This window comes from Patescibacteria group bacterium (assembly GCA_035549555.1).
GTDB lineage: Bacteria > Patescibacteriota > Microgenomatia > UBA8517 > UBA8517 > Co84-156.
In genome coordinates this window covers 275420-300500 of record DASZQR010000010.1, presented here as the reverse complement: position 1 = coordinate 300500, position 25081 = coordinate 275420, and the positions used below count along the sequence as shown (strand labels likewise).

General features: G+C 34.4%; 22 protein-coding genes. 10 read left to right on the top strand and 12 right to left on the bottom strand.

The window, feature by feature from the left end; genetic code table 11:
* Position 1 precedes the first annotated feature (1 nt).
* Complete coding sequence (gene uvrA / locus VG895_02405) at positions 2–2947, top strand: excinuclease ABC subunit UvrA (GenBank protein ID HWA51878.1); 2946 nt, start codon at positions 2–4, stop codon at positions 2945–2947.
* Positions 2948–2967: 20 nt separating this feature from the next.
* Complete coding sequence (locus VG895_02400) at positions 2968–3351, top strand: hypothetical protein (GenBank protein ID HWA51877.1); 384 nt, start codon at positions 2968–2970, stop codon at positions 3349–3351.
* A 1-nt stretch (position 3352) separates the two neighbouring features.
* On the opposite strand, the gene VG895_02395 is transcribed toward VG895_02400, so the two are convergent.
* Positions 3353–4141: a hypothetical protein gene (locus VG895_02395; GenBank protein ID HWA51876.1), complete on the bottom strand. Its 789-nt coding sequence runs from the start codon at positions 4139–4141 to the stop codon at positions 3353–3355.
* A 64-nt stretch (positions 4142–4205) separates the two neighbouring features.
* On the opposite strand from VG895_02395, the gene VG895_02390 reads away from it, so the two are divergent.
* Genes VG895_02390 through VG895_02370 form a run of 5 tightly spaced genes read left to right on the top strand, consistent with a single transcriptional unit; the run spans position 4206 to position 9172 of the window.
* Positions 4206–5990 carry a transglutaminase-like domain-containing protein gene (locus VG895_02390; GenBank protein HWA51875.1) on the top strand — a complete coding sequence of 595 codons (1785 nt, stop codon included), beginning with the start codon at positions 4206–4208 and terminating at the stop codon, positions 5988–5990.
* Positions 5935–7200 (top strand): GIY-YIG nuclease family protein, encoded by a 1266-nt coding sequence (locus VG895_02385; protein ID HWA51874.1) that lies wholly within the window; start codon positions 5935–5937, stop codon positions 7198–7200. Before VG895_02390 ends, VG895_02385 begins: the two co-directional genes overlap by 56 nt.
* Entirely contained in the window at positions 7200–7604 is a 405-nt protein-coding gene (locus tag VG895_02380; GenBank protein ID HWA51873.1) for a phage holin family protein, read from the top strand. Before VG895_02385 ends, VG895_02380 begins: the two co-directional genes overlap by 1 nt.
* A 20-nt stretch (positions 7605–7624) precedes the next feature.
* Entirely contained in the window at positions 7625–7837 is a 213-nt protein-coding gene (secG, locus tag VG895_02375) for a preprotein translocase subunit SecG (protein HWA51872.1), read from the top strand.
* Positions 7838–9172, top strand: coding sequence for an ABC transporter substrate-binding protein (locus VG895_02370; protein HWA51871.1), 1335 nt, complete (start codon positions 7838–7840; stop codon positions 9170–9172).
* Here the strand turns inward: VG895_02370 and VG895_02365 are convergent, their stop codons facing one another.
* The 4 genes from VG895_02365 to VG895_02350 form a co-directional block, all read right to left on the bottom strand.
* Positions 9173–9487, bottom strand: coding sequence for a hypothetical protein (locus tag VG895_02365; protein HWA51870.1), 315 nt, complete (start codon positions 9485–9487; stop codon positions 9173–9175).
* 37 nt (positions 9488–9524) lie between these two features.
* Positions 9525–9878 (bottom strand): hypothetical protein, encoded by a 354-nt coding sequence (locus VG895_02360; protein HWA51869.1) that lies wholly within the window; start codon positions 9876–9878, stop codon positions 9525–9527.
* Positions 9879–9905: 27 nt separating this feature from the next.
* Positions 9906–12104, bottom strand: coding sequence for a hypothetical protein (locus tag VG895_02355; GenBank protein ID HWA51868.1), 2199 nt, complete (start codon positions 12102–12104; stop codon positions 9906–9908).
* An 83-nt stretch (positions 12105–12187) separates the two neighbouring features.
* Positions 12188–13462, bottom strand: coding sequence for a hypothetical protein (locus tag VG895_02350; GenBank protein ID HWA51867.1), 1275 nt, complete (start codon positions 13460–13462; stop codon positions 12188–12190).
* 305 nt (positions 13463–13767) lie between these two features.
* On the opposite strand from VG895_02350, the gene VG895_02345 reads away from it, so the two are divergent.
* Positions 13768–14910 (top strand): hypothetical protein, encoded by a 1143-nt coding sequence (locus tag VG895_02345; protein HWA51866.1) that lies wholly within the window; start codon positions 13768–13770, stop codon positions 14908–14910.
* Between the two features lie 4 nt (positions 14911–14914).
* On the opposite strand, the gene VG895_02340 is transcribed toward VG895_02345, so the two are convergent.
* From VG895_02340 to VG895_02320, 5 genes are read right to left on the bottom strand one after another with little or no spacing between them, the layout of a single operon-like run.
* Positions 14915–15076 (bottom strand): DUF2292 domain-containing protein, encoded by a 162-nt coding sequence (locus VG895_02340; GenBank protein HWA51865.1) that lies wholly within the window; start codon positions 15074–15076, stop codon positions 14915–14917.
* 9 nt (positions 15077–15085) lie between these two features.
* Positions 15086–15670, bottom strand: a complete 585-nt coding sequence (locus VG895_02335; protein HWA51864.1) for a hypothetical protein — start codon at positions 15668–15670, stop codon at positions 15086–15088.
* A gap of 39 nt (positions 15671–15709) precedes the next feature.
* The gene (locus tag VG895_02330) at positions 15710–17224 is read right to left on the bottom strand and encodes a carbohydrate-binding protein (protein HWA51863.1); all 1515 of its coding nucleotides are present in this window, start codon (positions 17222–17224) and stop codon (positions 15710–15712) included.
* Positions 17224–19341 (bottom strand): glycosyltransferase family 2 protein, encoded by a 2118-nt coding sequence (locus tag VG895_02325; GenBank protein HWA51862.1) that lies wholly within the window; start codon positions 19339–19341, stop codon positions 17224–17226. The genes VG895_02330 and VG895_02325 overlap by 1 nt, the downstream gene beginning before the upstream one ends.
* A 40-nt stretch (positions 19342–19381) precedes the next feature.
* Positions 19382–21067 carry a hypothetical protein gene (locus tag VG895_02320; GenBank protein ID HWA51861.1) on the bottom strand — a complete coding sequence of 562 codons (1686 nt, stop codon included), beginning with the start codon at positions 21065–21067 and terminating at the stop codon, positions 19382–19384.
* 85 nt (positions 21068–21152) lie between these two features.
* On the opposite strand from VG895_02320, the gene VG895_02315 reads away from it, so the two are divergent.
* Positions 21153–23156 (top strand): glycosyltransferase family 2 protein, encoded by a 2004-nt coding sequence (locus VG895_02315; GenBank protein HWA51860.1) that lies wholly within the window; start codon positions 21153–21155, stop codon positions 23154–23156.
* Here the strand turns inward: VG895_02315 and VG895_02310 are convergent.
* On the bottom strand, positions 23131–24135 hold the full coding sequence (locus VG895_02310) for a glycosyl hydrolase (GenBank protein ID HWA51859.1): 1005 nt from the start codon (positions 24133–24135) through the stop codon (positions 23131–23133). The two genes, VG895_02315 and VG895_02310, sit on opposite strands and share 26 nt — an antisense overlap.
* Positions 24136–24207: 72 nt before the next feature.
* Positions 24208–24405 carry a hypothetical protein gene (locus tag VG895_02305; protein ID HWA51858.1) on the bottom strand — a complete coding sequence of 66 codons (198 nt, stop codon included), beginning with the start codon at positions 24403–24405 and terminating at the stop codon, positions 24208–24210.
* Positions 24406–24434: 29 nt separating this feature from the next.
* On the opposite strand from VG895_02305, the gene VG895_02300 reads away from it, so the two are divergent.
* Positions 24435–25079 (top strand): hypothetical protein, encoded by a 645-nt coding sequence (locus VG895_02300; GenBank protein ID HWA51857.1) that lies wholly within the window; start codon positions 24435–24437, stop codon positions 25077–25079.
* Positions 25080–25081 lie beyond the last annotated feature (2 nt).

Here is a 25081-nt window from a genome sequence, read left to right as displayed (position 1 = left end):
GATGAAACCAGCGGGAATTTGTATGGAAAACAATTCTAATGACTATATAAAAGTAAGAGGAGCTAGGCAGCATAACTTGAAGAATGTTGATTTGGATATTCCAAAAAACAAACTGGTTGTGCTTACTGGAGTGTCTGGCTCTGGCAAATCTTCTTTCGCTTTTGACACAATTTATGCTGAAGGGCAAAGGCGTTATGTTGAATCTCTCTCGAGTTATGCAAGGCAGTTTTTGGGAGTTATGGAGAAGCCTAATGTGGATTCTATTGAAGGGCTTTCGCCTGCAATTTCAATTGACCAAAAAACAACTTCACATAATCCAAGAAGCACTGTTGGTACAGTAACTGAAATTTATGATTACATGAGGCTTCTTTTTGCTCGCGTAGGCCACCCTCATTGCCCGATTTGCGGGAGAGAAATTTCTTCAATGAGCCTTGATCAAATTGTTGATGGAGCAATGAATTTGATAGGTGAGAGAAGTAGATTTTTAATTTTGTCGCCAATTGTAAAAGATAAAAAGGGAGAATATATTTCTCTTTTTGAAAACCTTAAATCAAAAGGATATGGACGAGCAAGAGTTGACGGACGAGTGCATGATTTGGAAGAGGATTTGGTTTTAATTAAAACCAATAAACATACTATTGATGCTGTGATTGATAGAATTTCTGTGAGCAAAAAAGAACTTAGGGATGAAGCATTCAAGAAAAACTTTAGAAATAGACTTGCTGACTCTATTCAAAAAGCTTTACTTCTTTCTGAAGGATTGGTTGTGGTTAGCGAAATAAACGACAAAGGATTTGAAATTCCTGAAACGCCTGCAGAAATGACAGATCATCTTTTTAGCGAAAAGTTTTCCTGCCCGATTGATAATATTTCTATTCCTGAAATAGAACCCCGCACTTTTTCATTTAACACTCCTCACGGAGCATGCCCAACTTGTACAGGCTTGGGGAAAATACTTGAGGTACAACCTGGTTTAGTTTTTAGCGATGAATTAACAATAAGCGAAGGCGGAATACTTCCTTTTGGGCATATGTTTGATAATGATACCTGGACTGCGAGACTAATATTAACTTTTTGTGAGCAAAACGGAATTGATACGCATACTGCAACTAAGAATTTGGAGAAAAAAGATAAAGATCTTTTAATGAAAGGAACGGGAGAAAAGGAATATAAAGTTTATGGGACAAACAGGTTTGGACGCGAAACTTTTATTTTTGAAAAATTTGAAGGAATAAATAACGAACTTACAAAAAGATATAACACAACTGATTCCGACGCAGTTCGCTCATCAATTGAAAGATTTATGAGAGAAGTTACTTGCCCTGTATGTAAAGGAAAAAGATTAAAACCTGAAGCTTTGTCTGTAACAATAGATCAAAAATCAATTGCTGATGTCTGCGAGATGCCAATTAATGAAACTTTAAAATGGACTGACGAACTTGAGAAAGTTTTGTCTGAAAAAGAGAAAATTATTGGAAAAATTGTAATAAGGGAAATTGGAACAAGATTGCATTTTCTTGTAGATGTTGGATTAGATTATTTAACTTTATCGCGCTCTGCAAACACTCTTGCTGGAGGAGAAGCTCAAAGAATAAGACTTGCATCACAAGTTGGATCAGGACTCACTGGAGTTTTGTATGTTTTGGATGAGCCGACAATTGGGCTTCATTCCCGCGATAACGAAAGACTTATTAATACTTTAAAAAGATTAAAAGGACTTGGGAACACAGTTTTGGTTGTTGAGCATGATCGCGATATGATGATGGAGTCTGATTATGTTGTCGATTTTGGCCCCGGAGCTGGAAAATTTGGAGGAAATGTAATTGCAAAAGGAACAGTAAAAGAAATAGAAAAAGATAAAAATTCTATAACTGGAAAATACTTAAGCGGAAAAAGAAAAATTAGACCGGAAATTCCCCCTTCTTCAACCCTGCGGGCTATAGCTAATAAACCTGGAAGTCTTGAAATTATTGGAGCGAGCCAATTTAATTTGAAAAATGTTGATGTGAGAATACCTCTTGGAAAATTGGTTGTTGTAACTGGAGTTTCAGGATCGGGTAAATCAACTCTTGTTGTGGATACTATTTATCATGCCGTCGCTCAACAGCTTAATAAATATCACAGAGAATCTCCTGGAGCATTCAAGAGAATTGAGGGACTTGATAATATCGATAAAGTGATTTTGATTGATCAATCGCCAATTGGACGGACTCCTCGCAGTAATCCTGCAACTTATACAAAAATGTTTGATTTAATTCGGGATGTCTTTGCTGCAACGCGAGAAGCAAAACTTGCAGGATTTAAAAAGGGAAGATTTTCATTTAATACAAAGGGAGGACGCTGCGAAGCTTGCGAAGGGCAAGGACAAATAAAAATAGAGATGCAATTTATGCCGGATATTTGGGTAAAGTGCGAAGTGTGTAACGGAAAAAGATATAACCAACAAACTCTTGAAGTGACTTATAAAGGAAAAAATATTGCAGAAGTATTGGAAATGACGGTTTTACAAGCAAAAGAATTTTTTAATGCACATGAACCAATACTTCGAAAAATTGAAACTTTAATGGACGTCGGTCTTGATTATGTAGAGCTTGGACAACCGGCGACAACTCTTTCTGGAGGAGAGGCGCAAAGAGTAAAACTTTCAAGCGAACTTTCTAAAAAAGGAACTGGGCGAACGCTTTATGTTTTGGATGAGCCGACAACAGGGCTTCATTTTGCAGATTTGGAAAAACTTTTAACAGTACTTAAGATTCTGGCATCGCGAGGAAATACAGTTTTAGTAATAGAACACAATTTAGATATTATAAAAAATGCTGATTGGGTGATTGATCTTGGGCCAGAAGGCGGAAGTGGAGGAGGAAAAATTGTTGCTGAGGGACTTCCGAAAGATATTGCTAATAATAAAAATTCCTGGACTGGAAAATTTTTGAAAAAAGAACTATAGGAGAGTATACTAAAGACAAAATGTCATCTTGTGAAAAATTTTGCTTAGAAATTGATGATTTGTATCAGCCTTTTGATTGGAAAGGAAATAATATAGATGTTATGTGCCTTTGTCACCATGGAATTGGCCGAAGTTGGGGGATGTCAGACTATTTAACTTCTAAGGGGATACCATCTAGTTTTCTTGAAGGGGGTTTGCAGATAGTTGGAAAACAAGAAGATGGTATGCGTAGGAAAGTTTTAGATAACTTGAGTTTTGCTCCTGAAATTTTAGTACTTCTTGATCAATATGAAATTAGTATATTTCACAGCCTTTTATCTAAACTTGATTCTAAAAGGTATAAACCGGTGAAATATGCTGATTTTGAAACATCAACAGATGATGTGCTTTCTTACTTTAGATAAACTAACTTTTTATTTTTGCATGATATTCTGCGTACATATCTTCTGGTTTTCTGAAATGATGAGAATTACTGTTGCCGAGTAAATTTATCCTTGATTCTGTTGAATATATGTCTGCTTTTACCAACCAAATGTTTGTTAATAAACATACAGCTAGGTAGTTTCTAACATGGCTTGTAGCTGGACAAGTGATTATGCCGTGTTCAGATTCAACAAAGTCACTTTTAGTGAACCAGATTTGGATTGTTTTTTCGATTTGATCTCTAGTTTGTGTTTTTTCTTCTGATTTAAATATTTCCCTTGTTATGTCTTGAAGTTTACCGCCGAACGTACTGAAGATTCCAAATTCGGAAATTAATGCTAGCCATCCTTTTGAGAAATCTTTTTCTGTAATTGTCTCATTTGATAATAATTTCAAATTTTTTGAGTATCTAATGTTATGGAGCATAAACCATAAATCTGAAAAGAAGTAATATTCGTTTTCTTTATATATTTCTTCTATAACTTGGGGGTTAAACTTTTGATTTAAATTTCCTTGATCACTTGTAAACTGTGGTAATAAATTTGCGGATAAAATCTTATTCCACATTATTTTATCTTCTTCGTCTTCAAATATTGGATTAATATTGTATAAGTTCTGAGATTTTTCACAGTAACTAAATATTGTTTGTTCAATGGCGTATCGACTCTGTAACAGGACTTTCATGGCTTCTGCTATATAGTCAGGTTCATAGTGACTTTTATACTCCGGTCCGATATATTTCCGAGCCATCCATGTTTTGTATTCACCCATAAACTTTATTATACTATAAGTTATTAAGACTTCTAAGTTTCATTAATTTCAGTTAAAATAGTTTGTGGCTAGCCAGTTTATTTCCAACTCAAACGTTACTTATGATATTGCTTCTGACGGAACTACAACTGTAAGCCATGATATTACATTAGAAAACGTAACTTCTGATTTTTATGCAACTTCTTATACTTTATCTTTAAGCGGAATTACTCCAATAAATCCTGTTGCAAGCGAATCTGGACAAAACTTGCCAGTGAAAATTACACAATCAAACGGAACAACAAACCTTGAAGTTGATTTTCCTGACGCTGTTGTTGGGCAAGGACAGAAACGCGAATTTGTTATTAGTTTTCAGGATAAAACTCTTGTAAATAAAAATGGAGAAATCTGGGAAATAACAACGCCACGCTTGGGAGACGCTACAAGCTTTGATGGATACTCAACAACTTTAAAAGTTCCAGATGTTTTTGGAAATTTGGCGTATATTTCACCTAACCCGACAAACAAATCAGCCGACAAAAATCAAAATGTTTATAATTTTGACAAAAATGCATCATTAAAGACAACAATTACTGCTGCATTTGGAAATTTTCAGGTTTTTTCTTTTAATTTAACTTATCATCTTGAAAACCCACTTAATCAAACTGCAACGACAACTATTGCACTTCCACCAGATACGAATTATCAAAAAATAAATTTGGTAAGCATTGATCCGAGACCTTTAAAAATTGATATCGATACGGACGGAAACTGGATTGCAACTTATGAATTGAAACCTCAACAAAAAGTTGATGTAAAAGCAACTGGAGCTGTGCAGCTTTTTGCAAACGCACAAACTAATCCGAAACCAGATTATACAAAAGTAACTTCTGATTTAGGCGCAACTGATTTATGGCAAGTTAATGATCTGAAAATTCAGACTCTTGCAAAGCAACTTAAAACTCCGCAGGCAATTTATAATTATGTGACGACGCATTTGTCTTATGATTATGCGAGAGTTGCCCCAAACGTACAAAGATTGGGAGCTGTTGGAGCTTTAAATAATCCTACACAAGCAATTTGTACAGAGTTTACGGATCTTTTTGTGGCACTTGCTAGAGCTGCTGGAATTCCTGCAAGAGAAATTGAAGGATATGCATATACTGAAAATCCCCAGATTCAACCACTTAGCTTGGTTGCGGATGTACTTCATGCATGGCCTGAATATTGGGATGACAAAACTCAAGCTTGGATACCTGTCGACCCGACTTGGGGCTCGACTTCTGGAATAGATTATTTTAATAAATTGGATTTGAGGCACTTTGCTTTTGTAATTCATGGAGAAGATGACAAAAAACCCTATCCAGCTGGAAGCTATAAGCTTGGGACAAATCCGCAGAAAGATGTTGATGTGCAGTTTGGAAGTTTGCCGGCGAATAGAATTAGTAAATTAAGTATTACAAGAACTGTAACAAGCCAGTTGCCTTTTAGTGATGAAATAGTTGATGTGAAATTGGCAAATAGCGGACCAGTTGCCATTTACGATGCAGATTTTGGAGTAAGTTTTGACAATAAACTTCAGCCGAAACAAAATATAATTTCTATAATTCCACCCTACGGATATTATGAAACAAATGTTGATATTCCATACAGCTTTTTGGGCCAGAAAACTCCAGAAAAAATAGATTTATCGGTAAATGGAAATAATTTGAGCGAATTTACTTCTTATAAAGTATTTGTGACACTTTCTAATTTGCTTTTAATGTGTTTGGTCGTTTTTGCATTAGTCTTTATGATATATTTAGCATTTAGAGATGCAAAAGCCAAAAAACATTCCGGAGAATCCGGGAGTCTACCAGTTCAAAAGTAACGGGCAAATTATTTATGTCGGAAAAGCGAAGAATTTAAAGAATCGCCTCGGCTCTTATTTTTCTAATGATTTACTTCCAAAGACCCGCCAAATGGTTGCCACAGCTGATAGTGTTTCCTGGATTATTGTTGATAGCGAGCTGGAAGCACTTCTTCTTGAAGCGAATTTGGTTAAAAAATATCAACCGAAATATAACATTGAGCTTAAAGATGATAAATCCCCGCTTTATATTGGAATAACGAAAGAAAAATACCCGCGAATTGTAATTTTTAGAAAAACTGATAAAGAAAAATTTAAACTAAAGGAAGAATTCGGGCCATATTTGAGCGGAATTACTGTACGCACACTTATGCGAAGAATAAGGAGAGTATTCCCATTTTCAACACACGAGCCAATGAAGAGGATTTGTATTTACAAACAAATTGGGCTTTGTGATCCTTGCCCTTCTGAAATTGGAAATAATTTAGAACTTCGCAAAAAATATTTAAGAAATGTTCGAGGCGTCAAAAATATTTTGAGCGGGAAACTTGGATTTATAGAAAAAGATTTGGAAAAAGAAATAAAAGAATATGCTAAGGAAGAGAAATTTGAAGAAGCACAAAAGGTAACTAACCAATTAAATGCATTTCGCAAGATGATTATACAAAGTGATGTACAAGAATATTTAACAACTCCTAATTTGATTGAAGATATAAGACAAAAAGAAATGGACGAACTTAAAAAACAGCTCTCCAAATATTATCCTGGTCTAAATAATTTAGAGCGAATTGAATGTTTTGATATTGCACATCTTGCTGGAAGTTTTCCGACTGCTTCGATGGTTGTGCTTATAAATGGAGAGGTAGAGAAAAAATATTACAGACATTTTAAAGTAAACCAAAGAAAAACAAATAGCGATGTTGATTCAATGAGAGAAATAATCACAAGGCGACTAAATCATCTTGAAGATTGGGGAAGGCCGGACTTGATAATTATCGACGGGGGAAAGCCACAACTTTCGAAAGTTCATGATTTACTTGAAGAAAAAAATATTGCCTTTGTAGGGTTTGCTAAACAATTTGAAACAATTGTTTTTTACAATGATGGAGATTTTAAAGAAATACTTGCACGAGGAGAAGCTTTAAAATTAATGCAGAGAATAAGAGACGAAGCTCATCGTTTTGCGAGACGTTTACATCATCACCAAGTTTCCAAGAGTATAATTAAATAATGAAACATATACTTCGTACGTTTATTATTGAAGCTGTGGCTCTATATTTAGTTACTTTGATTACAACTGGACTTACTTTTACAAACGGACTACAAGACTTGATAGTTGCTGCAATTGGCCTTGCAATTACTTCAATGCTTGCAAAACCGATTATCAATTTATTTTTGTTACCGTTTAATTTATTAACTTTTGGTTTTTTCAAATTTCTGACAGGAGCCATTACTCTGTTTATTACCGATTTACTTTTAGACCAATTTAGTGTTGGGGCATTTTTCTTTAAAGGATATCCAGGGAAACTTATTGTTTTGCCAAGTATTGGATTTCCAGCTGGAGCTTTGTCTTATCTTGTTTTTTCTTTTTTGATTTCATTTGTGGGAAGCATACTCTACTGGCTAGTTGGGTAAAATTTTAGTATAATTCATCTATGGCAAACATATTATCAATCCTGCAAATTTTTGTCGCTTTTGTACTTACTTTGCTTATTTTGCTTCAAGTAAAAGGAGTCGGATTTGGACGCGTTTGGGGAAATTCTTTAACAGCTTTTTCAAGGCGAGGGCTTGAAGGATTTGTTTTTAAAGCAACTTTTGTGTTTGCCGGGCTTTTTATACTGCTTTCAGTTTTGCAACTTCTTCACTAGATGGCAAAATCTTTGCGATATTGGATAAGGCTTACACTTGCTTTTTTCGACAGATTTAAATTAATTTTTCTTTTTGGAATTATTATTGGAATTGTTTGTTTTGTTTTATTTGGAATTATTGAGTCACGAATGCCAATTGCTGTTGAGAAAATTGGCATTGTTGGAGAATATACATCTGATAATTTACCAAGATCTATTACTGACCTGATTAGCGTAGGGTTAACAACTGTAGATGTTTCTGGAGAAGCACAATCTGGAATTGCACAAAGTTTTATAGCAAGCGATTCTGGAAAAACATGGACATTTAATTTGAATAAGAATTTATACTGGCAAGACGGGAGCCAAGTTACAAGCCATGATATTAATTATAATTTTTCTGATGCGACGCTTTCAAAACCTGATAAATATACTGTTGTTTTTAAATTAAAAACTGGTTTGGCTTCTTTTCCTGTTACTCTTTCAAAACCAATTTTTAAATCAGGACTTTTGGGGACCGGGGATTGGAAAGTGGTCAACCTTACTCTTGCTGGAAATTATGTAGATACTATTTCTCTTGAAAATAAACAAAAACAAGAAAAGATTTTTAAGTTTTATCCAACATCTGACGCCGCAAGGCTTGGTTATGAGCTTGGAGAAATTAATGATTTAACAAATCTTGTTAATCCAAAACCGTTTGACACATGGAATGTTGCAAGCATTTCCGGGCAAATAAATAAACAGCAATACGTAGCTGTATTTTTTAATAATAGTGATAGTTTGCTAACTGATAAAGATATAAGGCAGGCATTAAGCTATGCAATTGACAAGTCAGATTACAAAAATAATCGTGCACTTGGGCCAATATCGCCTTTTTCTTGGGCATATGACCCCAGCGTTAAGCCTTATGATTTTGATATAACACATGCGAAAGATTTGATAGATGGAAGTAAAATAGACCCAAGTTTGAAGAAAAATCTTAAAATAACGCTTACAACAATTCCTGACTTGTTGGATTTAGCAAATAAAATTGCAAATGACTGGAAACAAATTGGAGTACAAACGACAGTACAGGTTTTGCAATTTGTACCTGACCCTAGCCAATACCAAGCTTATTTGGCAATTACCAATATTCCTCTTGATCCGGACCAGTATTTAAATTGGCATTCAACGCAAACTTCTACAAATATTACGCAATTAAAAGATCCAAGAATTGACAAGCTACTAGAAGACGGGAGACTTGAAACTGATGAAACTAAAAGAAAAGCTATTTATTTTGATTTTCAGAAATATTTGGTAGAAGATGCTCCAGCTGCGTTTCTTTATTATCCAACTTACTTTAATGTTGCCAAGAAATGATTAACCTTTTATTTTTCTCCAAAAGGCTTTTAATGGATTTTCTCTGACGATGGGAGTGGAAAGCTGAATATCTGATTCTTTTTTGTTGTCAGTGGAAAAATGAATTTTGGAATTGTAATTTTCTGTTTGAGATTTTATTGGATTGGTTTGAATTGGGTTATCAATTTTTACACTAGGCTGACCTGCTAACGCAACTCTGTGACTGCGTTCTTGTCGTTCCATTTGTTTTGCTTGAATTTCCTCTGGGGTAAATGACTGACCAGGTATATAAACTTGCGGACCTTTTGGTTGTAACTCCTGCATTTTGTCGGACATTGAATAAATTATATTATTTTGAGCTTAAATTTACAAATTATAAAAGGAAATCCAGAAAAATATTACGGTCTTCATCAGTTGTTAAACTAAACCATCCTGCGATTTTTGCTGCTGTTTCTTTATTCGTTAGTTTATTTACAGAATTTAATATTTCAGATTTGTGATCTGGAAAATGTTGTGTAAGTGAACTTAGGAGATCTTCTTTAGTTCTATTAATCTGTTCTATTGTTTCAATTTGTTGTTTTTTTCTTCTTAGATCTGATTTGGGAACTCTCGTAAGAGTTGCTATTAATTCGCGATTATTTTCTTGAGCAATTTCTTTCGCCTTTTGAAAGGCATCAAGCGCAACTTGGGAAATAATTATTGATTCCGAATTTTCTTTTGTGCTCATGTATATATTGTGTCTTATTTAATTATATTACAAATTTGCTCGAGATTTTCTTAGTTTGGAGATTATAAAGACTACAATTAATCCGAACATTGGAACTATTAACCAGGCTAGATTAATAACTGTTTTGTGGCTTGCTACTTTTGATGTTGTATTTGCTCCAAGAACTTGACCTGCGCTTGTTGTAAGAGAAGCTACCAATACTTTTTGTTGAGTTTTATTTAAATTTGATGAAACATATGTCCCTGTTGGGTTTGATGTGTTGGTTGTACTTGAATCGTTATTTGAAGAGCTGGAATTATTTGAATTGTTTGATGAACTATTATTTTGGTTATTTGACCCTTCGACTTCACTCAGGGCGCTTCCAGCGTCTGTTTGGCCTGGAGTGACAAAGTTACCTAGCCAACTGCCAAACACGTTTACCACTGTTACTACTAAATGTCCGCCTCCTGTTATATTGTTGTTCACAAAATTTACAAGATTAGCAATTATATTTGCATTGCCTGTAGAGATATTTGAGTTTCCGTTTGTGTTGTAACTTGCATCATTATTTCCGGTGTTTGCTGACAAATTAATATTATTAACTACGTTTGCATTGTTTGTTTGGGTGACGTTGTTATTTGTTGTATTTGAAACGTTACTATTATTTGTTGAGTCTGCGCCATTATTTGAATTTGTTGCAGTAATATTTCCATTTGCATCGGCTGTAAAGGTAGTGCCTGCGCTTCCTGCTGTATTTCCGTTGCCTCCAATAATTTGGCCAATCCACTCTCCTGCATTATTTACCAAGACAAGCCACCAATTGCCACCGTCAACGTTTGTATTTGCAATGTTTAAGGTTTGTGCATCGACACTTGCGCTTCCAGTTTGAACAGACGAATCTCCACTTGTGTTGTAGTTTGTACTATTTCCTCCGGTATTTGCAGTGTAATTAAGGTTGTTTTGGATATTTGCTGCATTTGTTTGAGCCAAATTATTATTTGTTGTATTAGAACTATTTGTGTTGTTAGTTGAATCAGCACCATTTCCTGTATTTGATGCATTTGCATTAACTACTGCACAACCGCAGTCAGCAATAGCTGAATCTGGAAGAACAATATCTCCGTTTAAGTTTCCATAAATGTTGACTTCGTTATATATAACTTGACCGTCAAGATTATTGTTTGCGAAAGTCAAAACATTGGCATCAACATTTGCATTGCCTGTTGAAATATTTGAATCTCCTCCTGTATTTCGAGAAGATGTATTATTTCCAGAATTGCTTGCAAGATTTAAAGTGTTGCCGACTGTGGCGTCATTGTTTTGGAAAGTATTATTGTTGGTTATTGATGAACTATTGGAATTATTTGTTGAATCACTGCCGTTTCCTGTATTTGTTGATGAACTAGACCCTGTTTGGCATCCTGTGATGCAAGTTCCAGAACCTGGATTTAAAATTAAATCTCCGTTTTGATCACCGTTGACATCAAATTCGTTGACATTTACTCCGTCAACATTAGAATTTAGCGCAGTTATAACTGTTCCTGAAGTATTAGCATTTCCTGTTGTGATACTAGAATTACCTCCCGTATTTCGTGATGCAGAATTATTTCCAGTATTTGTGTTTTGAGTTAAATTATTCCCAACAGTTGCTGAATTATTCTGAGTTGTATCATTATTCGTTGTAGTTGAGCTGTTTGAATTATTGGTTGACCCTGAACCATTATCGGTATTTCCAACAGTAGCTGACGGACTTGAATCTCCTAATGATGCCGAATTATTATTTGCATTTGTAACAATTGCTGCTGAATTGTCAGCTGAACCGGTATTTATATTGGCACCGCTGCCTGCATTTGATGTTTGGTTTCCGGTTTGATTGCCTGTATTACCAGTTGTGTTTTGAGTATTTGCTGGAGCATTTGTTGGAGTTGGTGTGTTTGTATTTTGGTTATTATTAGAATTGTTATTTGTGTTTCCATTTGATGGTGTATTGGGAGTAGGCGTTGATACTGCAGGAGCAGTCGGCATTGGTGCAGGTGTTATTGTTGCAAGAGGCGGAGGAGTTGCTACTGGAGGAGCGGTTGGCGCTGGAGGAGGGGTTACTTGTGATGATGGATTTGGTGTAGAAATTGCAGGTGCTGTTGGGGCCGGAGGAGGGGTAATATCATCAGCGAAAGTTATTACAGGTGCCTGAATTAAAAGCATTAAGCTGATTATTAAAACTGATATTAATTTATTTACTTTTTTCATTATCTAACTTTCTTTCTATCTATTTTGGTTTGTGGTTTCCTCCCCGAAGTGCGGGAGAGGAAATTTCCACAATTCCAGTTACTTTACATGTTGAAATGTAAAGCGTTTAACAAATCTTGCAAACTGAATGTCAAAGTGACATTAGTATTTGAACCACTCCAAGGGAATGGAAGAGTTGTTACGTCAGTTCCGAAGAAGTTAGCATTTCCCTGATTGTTTATATCAGTTGTATTGCTTGAATCTCCAGTTGATACTGATGGATCGCTGGTTGCTCCAGTGTTGGAGTTAATTTTATTATCTCCAGACTTTGAGTTTCCATTAAGATCATTGTTCGTATCTCCACTATTGGCTTGTCCAATCTGTTGTCCGTTTGTTAAGTCAGCGTTGATAGTATCATCTGTATGATGATTATATTTATCGCTTGCACCATTGCCTGCAATCTTTGCTGTAACATCCATTAAACAATCGCATCCAACATTTGCATCGTTAAAATTAACGGCAGTGTCAGCTGAAACGTTTGTAACGGCGTTACCGGTGTCGATTGTTACATCTCCACCCCAAGGATCGGTTTGACCGCCTGTATTATCATCTGCTGTGTTTTTACCAGTGTTTGATTTTGCATAAACATTGTTATCGACACTTGCAGAGTTGGTTTGTCCAAGGACAACCCAATCAGTAAGTCCAAGATTTACTTTATTGTGTGAATCTGAACCATTTCCTGAAATTATTACAGAATCAGTTGAACCTGTGCTACCATCTCCATTTCCAACTTGTGCAACGTTTTGGTTTGCATTTGTTGTAACTGAAACGTTTGTTGTAGCATTTCCTGTTGAAACACTGACAGATCCTCCTGTGTTATCACTTGCGTGATTGTCACCTGAGTTTGCACTTACATTTTTAACATTGTTATTAACGTCTGCTGAATTGGTTTGAGTCAATTCGGTTTGGTTTTTAACTTGTGTATTTGCAGTGTTTTGTGATTTGTCACCGTTTCCTGTGACGTTGACATCAAGGTCACCAGTCGAGCATCCGCAATTACTTACGTTTGCAACGTTGCTGTTGACAGCATTATTGACTGTAACGTTTGTCTTTGCGTTTCCTGTATCAACACTTGCATCTCCTCCAGTATTGTGGCTTGCATTATTGTCACCACTATTTGCTGAAGATGATACGTTGTTGCTGATAGTAGCTGAATTGGATTGACTTACTTGAGTTGTTTGAGTCACGCTTACGTTTGCATTATTATTTGAATCTGAACCATTTCCTGAAATTGTGATTGTGTCAGCAAATGCAGGGGTAACGGATGCAAAAACTAATGCAGCGGTTGAAACTATAGCAAAAATTTTTTTAATATTCATTCATCTTCACCCCCTTCCTGCTAGAGAACATTTGCACTTCGTTCTCAAACTTTTTTTGGTTATAACCAAAACTTTCGTTTTGTAAACAAAAAAAGAGGCTTCTCAACACGAAAAGAAATTCCTGTTGAAAAGCCTCCGATTGCGGTCAGCCTTTATTTATAAGTTACGCTATAAGCATAGCTTGTAAGTTTCACTTATGAGATATATATAATTTATTAGAAAAAAGTTGTCAATACCTAATTTCATATTTTCACTGTTTATAATAAAAATAAAAAGGTTTTAGATTTTTTTGATAAAATCAACCGATGAAAAGTGAGAGAGAGAAAAAATTACAAAATGAATTATATAGACCGTCTCACGAGTTAGCGTGGATGTTAGGAATATTAGCAGGCGGTTCGTTTACACGCGGATATGCTGTTGGTATAAGAGAAAATAATAAACAAGTTCTTGCACAAATCAATTCAATCGGAATTGGAATATTTGGAGTAACTCCGGAATTTGAATTTAAACGTTGGCATTTAAAATTTACAACTAGACAGGCAATAGGAGATTTTAGTAGATCTGAATGGCCTAATACTCTCACTTCTAATTATTCTTGGGTTTTAAATAAAGATTATGCATCAGACTTTTTGTCCGGATATCTGGATAAAAATGGGGGTATTTATCCGAGAGCAAATGGGGGCTGTATTACCCAATTTAGTACTTCAAGAAATGAATCTGCCGATATTCTTATTGATATGTTGAATACACTTAATATTAATGGAAGTAATAAAACTTATGAAAAAAGAAGGCAGGATAAACTTTCTGACGGTTTAACTGGAATTGCTTTAACTGCGATTTCAGATCAATTAGATTTATTTAACAATATATACACTTGTATTTCAGATAGACAACAAATCATTGATAATTTGAAACAAACTTATGTAAATCTAAGATTAGTTGATCCAGAAAAAGTTGATATATATGAAAAAGTAATAAAGATTAGAAAAGAGCATCCAGAAATGGGCGCGGTGAAAATTAAAAAGTTTCTTTCTGATAAACAAAAGAATCGCCGCGATATTAGTACTTTTACCATACAAAAGTGGATTTATATTGATTCACGACCTGATAGATTTCCAGTTAAGCGACTTACGAAGAAGTCTGATGGATTTGGAGGACTTAGCGATCTTCTTTTGTACAGGATTAATAAGGAGAGACGAAATGAAATAGCTGAAGTCCCATATATAATTCTAAGGCTGGGGGAAAGAATAAACAAAGAAGGAAACACAAACAATGAAGATTTGTTAAATATATTATATCGAGCTTGGACAATACTTAAAGAATCGGAAAAAATTCCAAATTTGAGGCAACAGGTCTTATTTGCACTTTTATCTAAAGACTATAAAGAGTTGTTGCAAAAAATTTACCTGGTTGAACGAATTATTAAACAAAGGATAGATTACGAATAAAAAATTAATTTTTTGGATGAATGTGGAGATTTGAGGTCTTTTTAATATTTCTTACAGTTATTTGAGTTACTTCACCTTTTTGTACATAGATTTCTATCGATCCGTAATCCGGGACAGATTTCAAGGCTTCTTTTATTTCTTCGATTAAGTCTTTAGATACTTTCATTAATTTAAATTAGAGTGTTAAAGGGATTTTTTGTTTATCTCCTTTAATTTCTCCAACTTGAAGTACAAAATTCTTATCTGAGGTATTAACTGTAAAGCCTAATCTGGAATAAACTGTGGAAATTGCTTGGACCGTAACGGGATCGTTGTCGACAGTTGGCGCAAGCCAGGTGTTTTGATCTCCGTTTGCTGAAAGTCTGACATAATCTTTGGTATTAATGCTTATTGGCTGGTCAAAAGAATTTGTTAATGCAAGAGTAACAATTAGAAATGTTCTTCCTGTTACTGCTGTAGCTTCCTGACCTTGAATAACTATTTGATTGTTGAGCGCTGCATTTTGAATTACAAATTTTACAGTTTCAGGATTTCCGTTTGATGTGCTTGCTGTATTGCCAATTGGAAAATCAAATTCTTTATTTAGATTTTCTGCTTTTTGTGGGGCGCTAATATTTACACCAGCAATTTTTGGTTTCGCATTTTTTCCTGTGAGAACTTTTATCCCTAAAAACAAAACTATAACGACAACAATAGCGAGCAAAATATATTTTCTTGATTTAGGATTTATTTTTGAAATAAACTGTCTTATTCGCCCCATAATTTGTAGGCTTGATCTTACAAGAGTGGTTGGGGATTGTCAAGGATTTATTGCAACCCATGGAGAGCTATCTGGATTTTCTCGGGAAGCTGCCGGGCTATCTCCCTGGGTCCACCATTTTGCTTGGTAAGGGACTCCATTTAAAATTACTTTAGAACCTGCTTCGTAAATTGCAGTTCCTGACCACTGGGGATAAGTTCCTGGAGCAACTGTTGGAACTGGAATTGGCGTTTCACCTGGTAAGACTGGACCAACTAATTGCCAAGGAGTCTGGAAAGATTGCAAAACTGGATTATCTGGAAGATCGCCCTGGGTCCACCATTTTGCAACATAAACATTGTGATGCCAGACAATTTTTGTACCTTCTAAATATGTAGCGTCAGCTGACCAGATTTGGTAAGGACTTGTAGCTGGGTCGTCTGGGGTTTCAATATCTTTTTGGTCTGCGACAGTTGTTTTTGCAGCACTATCAGAAATTTTTCCAGATAAACCTGCCTGCAAAAGATTGCTAAACGCAAACTTGTCTTCTTTGACTCCGCTACAGGAATCGGAAACGATTTGTGTATTTACATAATTTTCGCCACACTCGATATCACGATTAGCTGACCACATAGAAAGCCTTGCAATCTGATTTTGCTCTATAAATGTATTTAAAACTTTTGCATCATCAAGAGTAAAGACCTCGTCTTCGGTATCATTTTGGCCAATCATTGGAGTTGCTCCAATTTTTCCCCAAATTGATGCACTATTTAAATGAATTCCTGCATTGTCATATAGAATTCCTAACTGCCTATGAGTATTATTTAAGGCATCAGTATTTGCTTCCTGCAAACTTCCATTTGCTGGAAGAGTTCCATAATCCATAGTCATTACATTTACTCCGGCCAAATCAACTCCGCTATTTAGCATTGTGGTGATTGCATCTGTTCCATCCTCGGTTAATCCGTTTGGAGCAACTGGCAAAGTTAACCAGACTGCTAAAGATTTATTTTGATTTTTCATGTCTTTTTGTAATTTGGCAATAGTGTCAGCTCTTCTTTTCATCGCGTCTTTATTTTGTAAATTACTTCCTTCGATATCTAAATCAATAGTGTCAACGCTGTAATGGGCGATTACGCTTTTATAAGCATTATATAAATCGCTTTCTTTGGTACAGTTGATTGCAAGCTCGTCGTTTAACTGCCCTCCAAAAGAAATGGCGATATTGCCGCCCAATTGTCTAAATCTTGCGATTCTTCGATCTAAATCTAATTTTGAATTTGCATCGTTAATTGTGTAGGCATTTCCCCATGAAGGAGTACAAGGATTTGTGCTATCTGAAACAATAAAAGATAAAACAATATTTTTATTTATACTTGCATTGTCTGTCTGCTCAAAACTAAATGAAGGCGTAGCCGTAATATCAACATACGGAGCAAACCAGGGGTTTGACTGAATGGTTGGTTTTTCTGCTTTGATTTTGTTCCACCCTAAAAATGCGCCGTAAGAAATTGCGCCTAATATTAATAAGCCCAAAAATAATCTTGGAATTGATAATCTTTTACCTTCGTGCATCAGGATAAAACTCCTTTCCAATCAATTTCTTGTTTTGGTTCAGTTTTTATTGGTTCTGCTTTTTCTTCTCTCTTGGCATCAACATACATCCAATTTGTTAAACCAAGATAAGTATCTGTTAGTAAATCAAAAAGACCAATGTATGCGACAATTGCCCAAGTTGCGGCTAGTGCATTAAAAGCTGCAAAGGCTGCATTGCCCCAATTACTAATAAGAACATTTCTGTAAATTGTAAAAACTGAGAAAGCTACAATTAAAACCGGGACAATAACATAAATCATTCCTGAAGCTGTTCTATTTTTAACCTTAGGAGTTCTAGCAAAAGGAATTTTCTTTCCTGTTACTGCCTGCTCAACTGATTTGATAACTCCAGCTAAATTAACTGGAAGCATAATTAAATTAAATCCGTAAATTCTAAAAATATCGCTATATTTATAGCCGCAATACTTCAAATCAGAAGCCTGCGCAATAAAATAGGGAAGCGCTGCAAGCAAAACTAACGGGCTAAGCAACCTTCCATCATAAGGATAGGCAAGAAGAAAAATTAAACCAAAAGTTGCCCAGGCAATTGAGGCAAGATAATTCATACGTAGCATTACTTCCAATTTTGATTTTTTATTTGCCTGCGCAAGTAATTTTGGCATGATAATTAAACCACCGTTTGCCCATCTACGGCGCTGAACAACTAATGAACCGAAATCAGGAGGAGTTGCGCTGTAGCTTAATCTTTCCGGATAATTTACAAGATCCCAACCTTTTGAAGTCATATCAATACTTGATTCAGTATCTTCTATAACTGTGCGGTCTTGGATGTATCTTTTGATTACATTTCCGTTTTCATTGTCATATTCGACAATGTCATCAAGAGCATTTTTTCTAATAATTGCATTTGCTCCAACCCAGAAAGTGGCTCCATACTGAGTCATTCCCTGATGCAAAATATGCTGAATGTCTGTAGTTGCACCAGCTAATCTTTCAATACGAGAAAAAGCGCCTCTAAAAGATGAATAAGGAGTTTGAGTGACTGCAACTTTGCTGTTTTGCGGCTGCATTAAAAAGTAAACTAAACGTAAACAATATTCCGGAAGAAGAACAGAATCAGCATCAAGGGTTAATAAAAATTCACTATCGGGAATTAATTTTCCTTCAAACTTTGTTCCCATTATTCCAATATAAGAATTTAAATTCATGGCCTTATTTGCTTCCTGTGAAAGAGTTGGGTGAAGTTTTCTTTCAAAAGAAGTTAATTTTCCTTCAAATATCCAGGTCAATCTTTCGTAAAGCTCGAAAACGCGATCGTATGAAAGCTTACCATCTTCCTGCATGGAAATTTCTAAAGCTTCTTCTATTTTAGTAAGGTCAACAGCTAATTTTCTTAAAACTTCGTTGGCAAAGAAAATATCGACATGATCTTCAATTTTTTCTTCATCTGCCATTTTATTAAGCCAGCGTGCTGCAAACCTGTATTCGTTGGCTAAATTTCTAATAGCTTTTTTATTGACAGTTTTATTTCTTTTAAACTCGTTGAATGACTTTTGAACTCGTTTGTACGGTCCTGATAAGAGTTTTTCAATTTCAATTGGTAAGTTTCTTGCGTCATCTAAGCGTTTTGCATCTTCTGGATTTTTGGGATTTGGATTATTGTCGATTAATAAAACTACATTTGTTTTTGGATATTCCTGCAAAACTGCAGATAAAAGAGTTTTACGAATGACAGATTTTTCTTCATTATAAGATGGGACTAAAACTGTAATTCCTGGTTTATTTTTACTAAAAAATTTATCAAGAATGCTTCTTGCAACTCTTTCGTGCTTTGCAAATCTTTTAAGTGCACCGTGGCGTTCTATAAGATAGATTAAAGATGAGAAAGTAAGGAAAGTGACAACAAGGGCGTAGCTAAAAGCTTCCATAGTAAAGTGATAGCTTTGTGGCCCGTCGATAAGCTGCCTAATGATAATTGAAAAAATATAAAGGACCCAAAAAACAACTGTTAAGACGATCGCGACACGGCTTAAAGTCAATTTAAAAGGGGATGGCTTGGCATGCAAAAAAGAAAGAGGGGTAGTATTTTTTTCTGCACCCCACTGATGTTTGCGGACAAGCTTTTTCTGAGACATAACCATCAATTATAGGGTAGTTCTTGTGAAATTTCAAGAGCTAATAACAATAAAGAGTTGATGCAGAACTGGATACTAGCTTATTAATTTTTTTGCAGGGAAGGTTGGCCACTCTTTGAAATTTTATATTTTGTTCTGTTAGGAGTGTGTAGTTTGAGTAAAATTCCTGGGATTTTACTTTAAAGGTATTTCCCGAGTCTCTCATCTCTTCAAATTGTGTGTTTTCTGCCTGCATTCCTAAAATATTAGTGTTTAACGCGGCAATGAAATATAGAGAATTATTGATAAATATAAGTGTGAAGATTGTAATTGAAAAGAATTTGGTAAATTTATTTTTATCAAAAGCAACAAGTATTGGAATCAATAAAACAAAAGGTATTAATTCAATTTGAGATACATAACGAAGAAGGTTTGGAGTTGGAACAACTAAACTTGCAATTGTAATAAGCGTAAAAGCAAAAAAAGATACATATATAGAATATTTTTGACGCATTGTATCTGCATTAAATGACATATATATAGTAAAAATAAAACTTGCAAGAACTATTCCTGAGAAAAGAGGACCTGTTGCACCAACTCGATTATTGAAAAGTTTTGAAGCATCGTCAATCTCTTTAATACTAAAGGTAAAAGGTAATTTTAAATAAGCTCGATTCGAGATGCTTCTTGTATCGCCTGCACTTGCGACTTGCGATCTACCGAAAATTCCATAAACATAAAGAATGATTGGATTGGCGTATTTTAGATTTTGCGGAAGATTATTATATTTGACACTGCCGTTGAGAGCTGGAATGTTTGTTGGATAAAAAGGAGTTTGGTAAAAATAAATATTTTTAATATAAGGTATCCAGGAAAATATAAATGAAACAAGTATTACCAAAAAAATAAAAAGTTTTGCAGTTTTATTTAAGAAATATTCTTTGTTCATAAATCGATTTATGACTATAACCATGAAGATTATGCCAAGAAGACCTGCAACTGGAAGCAAACTATATTTTGAACTTGCCAAAAATATTTCAGCGCTTATAAAGGAAATTAAACTCCAATAGTTTTTCTTTTTAAGAATAAAGACAATAAGACTACTTATTGCAATTATTGTAATCTCGTAGGCAAGACCATCCTGCATAAAACTAAATTGTTGATTTATAAATAATGGCTGAAAACAAACCAGAAATGAAAGAAACACCGATAGAAAAGTTTTAATTTTAATTTTTTTAAGTAAGATAAATGTAAAGAGCATTGCGATTAGCAAAAAGATAAAATTAATTATTTTTGCGGAATTAACTGACCCGACAACGTTGTAAATACTTGCTTCGATTTCCCAAGACATTGTTGGATATCCCTCGGCAAAAACTTGACTTGGAAGTCTAACTGGAAAATTTATAGTTTTTTGCCAAACCGGATTCCAACCTTTGGAGAGAGCAATTACTGCTGTTTGATGATATCCTTGACCATCCCAGCTTAAATCATATGTTTTTCCAATTAAAAGAGATAATCCAAGAAAAATAAACGAAGTAATTACAAATATTAATAGAGGTGTAAAGTTTTTTGTTTTATTCTTTTGTGTAAGAAAATAAATCGATAATATGAATATGTAAAAGAAAAAACTTATTGGAAGAGTATAAGATGAAATGGGGATTTTTAAGAAAAATCCGAGGCGGATGAGCAAGACCTCAAAAATAAAAAATTCAAAAAAAAGGAAAGTAAATTTCTCAATTTTCTTCATGAGACTTGACTATAAAATCCTTTAATACACAATTCTTACAAATTATTGTAATAAATTTGTAAACTTCAGCTTATTCTTAAGCTTCATGTGGGAAAGTGATCTTAAATTAGATAAATATATTTATGTTCGCGATAACCCGCTTTTAATAAAAACACTTGGTCTTGTAGGTCTTGTGACAACATTAATTATGGCCTACGGGTTTTGGAAATTTTTTCATGTAAGTATTTTTTATTTAATTTTTTTTGGACCAATTGTTTTTATTTTTATTGTAAATAAAGTTTTAAGATATGCGATACAGTTGTTTTATCCAAAGTTTGACATAGAGCGTCATGAAGAATTCGTCTCAAACTTTTGGGCAACTCATGAAGAACCGTCTGTCGATATTTTTTTGCCTTGGGCAGGCGAAGACTTAAAAATACACGAAGAAGTTGTAAAAGCTGTTAATAATTTAAATTATAAAAATTTTAAAGTATACATGCTTGATGATGGAGGATTGCCAGAACATAAAAGTCTTGCTGATAAGTATAAATTTAATCATTTACAGCGACCAAATAGGGGTGAATTTAAAAAATCTGGAAATTTACAATATGGGTACGATCATTCTTCTGGAGAGTTTGTATTTATACTTGATGCAGATTTTATTCCAACACGTGATAGTTTACATGACCTAATTCCTTATATCGCAAGCGATAATCAAATGGGAATTTTACAAACTCCTCAGTATTTTGAGCAAACAAAAAAAGTGCATAAAAGGTCTGCAATAGAGTTTGGGGGAGGAAATATTGTTGAGGAGTTTTATAAAATTAATTTGCCATGCCGAGATGTATTTAGAGCTTCAATGTGTGTTGGTACTTCAGCAATTTACAGGCGAACTGCAATTATGAAACTTGAAGGAACTCCAAAAGTGCATGCAAGCGAAGACCTTGCGACTGGACTTCTTGTTACACAACATGGATATTATGTTAAATATTTGCCACTTATTTGCAGCATGGGTACGAGCCCTGAAACTTTTCAAGGATATTTTAAACAACATCAAAGATGGTGTAGCGGAAATATTGTTTTTGCAAAATATTGGCCTCAGGCAAGACTTAATCCTATTGCAAGAATTATTTATTTATCAAACCCCAGTTATTATTTGGCCGAAGCTTTGGGGATATTTTTCTCTTTTCAGTTTTTAGCACTTTTATATTTCAATGGAAATACATTAAACATTCGTAATGTCATCTATTTTTTGCCTTATCTTTTTTACAGCCGAGTTTTGGTTCCGCTTTCTAAAACTAATAAAAATAAACTAGGGACAAGACTTGCAGCGCTTTCGAATGCGTATACATATATTTATACATACATTCACATGATTGTTTCTGGTGTTCCAAAATGGCATCCGACTGGAGTGAAAATTACAAAAATGCACAAAGATTTTTTGCATGCAATAGATATTGGAATAGTTTTGTCTTCCGTTTTTATAATCTCTTTTTTATTTGTAATATTTAAAAGACCTCAAATACTTGGAAACTATAATGCATATTTGATTTTGGGATGGGCTGTTTATTCGGCATTTTGGCACGGAGTTTTTTTGTTTCTTGCTTCAAGATTTATTTTGCAAAACACTATTTCTGATGCAAACAGCCCTTTCAAAAAGATTTATCTTTATACAAAAAGCCATTTGTCCATTTTGTTAATAATTATTCTTTTTGGGGCACTTATTTTTAATGCAACTATTGCTTTTAAAAATCCAGATGCACCAACAGTTCTTGCATTGAACGAGCTGACTGGTAGAGATACAACTAGAATTGCTTTAAATACTTCTTCTCCGACTTCAAACCAAATTGTTGTTGCTCCAAATCAGACACCTGCGACTTTTAAATATAAAGCGCAAAAGGGAGATTCACTTACAAAATTGGCTGTTAACGCAATAAGAGATTATGAGAAAACAAACAAAATGAGTTTAACGGCTAAGCAAGAAAATTTTGCTGCGGCGAAAATTGTCGCAAATATAACTAAGAAAGGAATATTAAAAATTGGAGATGAAATTGATTTTGATCCAGTACTTCTTAATAAAGAAATTACTGTGGCAGAGAATATTCGCTAGAATAAATTGTATTATTTAAGCCAGATTTTACAGAGTTAATATAATTAGTTGATTTTTCAATCCTCCAGTCAACTTCACCAAGATTAGATTTGTCTTCGTTAAAGAAGATAATTGCTTTGATTTGTGGAAATGTGTCTGGAAGTTCTGTAAGTAATTGTGAAAGCCAAGTCGCTTTGTAATCATTTGGCACAGAATTTGTTTCTGATAACATAATTGGTTTTGCAGTTATGCTAGTTAATTCCTGATATGATTGCTCAAATACATTTTTAAAGGGAGTTTTTCCCCAATTGTAGCCATCAAGCGCAACCCAATCTACAAAGCCATCTCCTGGATAAAGCTCCTTATAGGGAATTGTGTTTTGTCCTGTTGTATTGAAAGATAAAACCCATTGGACGTTAATTGCACCGTTATTTTTTAAAACATTATGAAAATGAATCCATGCATTTTTGAAATCATTGTTTGTGCTATTTAGCAAAGGAATGCTCCAATACATTTGGGGGAGATTCATTTCCCAAGCAAAACGAAGGAGGATCGGCTTATTGTAACTTTTTAAGTTGTCTGCAATTTCTTTTAGAAATTGGTCGCAAGAACCACTGGCAATTTTTTGATATAGATTATCTTCTTTTTTTCCTGGACAGCCAGCAAAAAAATAGGGATTTGAACTTACCATTGGTACCCAACCATGTGAAGAGATCTGGTTTAAATTATTTATAAATTCGGGGCTTGCTAAATATTCCCAACCGTCGTAAAAATTAGCGATCGCCATTTTTTTACCGAGGGTATTTTGAAAATTAAAAAGAGGACTAATATTTAATTTTTGATTTTCCCAAAAACCTCCAACCCAGGCACCGACATAAATTTGTTTTTCGTTTTTTACCATATTTTGTTCTGGAACTGATTGTGTTTTTTGTTTTTCCTTAAATATGAAAAACAAGCTGATTACGGCAAAAAATAAAAGTGCATAAAAAATATTTTTCATATTAACTTATATTAGAATATCATTTCTAATATTTTATTTGATAAGACGATGAGGAAACCGCTAAGAACTAGATTATTTTTGAGAGACTTGGCTGGAAACAGCTTGAACTGTTGTCTGATTGCCACCGTTTTGGTTTTGAACTACAACCATCAAAGTAAAAAGTGCCATAAAAAGAAGACCAAATAAAACTACATAAGTAATTATTTTACTTTGCATCACTTCTTTTTCGTGATGAGCTAAAGTTTTGTGGTGTTTCTTTGCTTTTGCCATTTGTAATATCATATTAGTAATATAGCTTTATGGATGTCAAGAGGTATATTTTATTTGCAGCTGGAATCTTATTTGGATTAAGCGTTGTCTTTATTTATAAAATAATTACAACTCACCCTGCAGAGCCAATCGGAAATATTGTGCAAAATATTGCAAAGCCTGACTTTGATATTTCCAAAGCTCCAAGCCAGTCTATTCAAGGAAAAATTTTATCTATGAGCGGAAATATTTTTTGGGAAAGCAGAACTGCAACAGAATCTTCACAAATAAGTTATCCGCAGATACTTCAACAGGGAGAAAGTTTGCAAACAGGAGATAACGGAAATGCGCAAGTTGAATTTCCAAATGAAGCAGAAATAATAATGGATGCAAAAACAGAAATTGATTTTATACAAACCCTGCCAACAGAGTTTGTTGTAAATATTGCAAGCGGATCGGCGACATTTACAAAATTAAACGACCCTCTGGAAATAAGAGCTGGGCATTTATTGACAAAAATAAATAGCGGACAAACAAAAATTGGAATTGATGAAACAGGGAATATAAATTTGAATATCATAAGCGGATCAATAACCAGCGCTTATAATGATCAAAATCTTGTTAGTCATGAAGAAGATTTTAATTCTCCACAAAGATTTACATTTGACGATTTGACAAGGAAATTTGTTTTTTGATA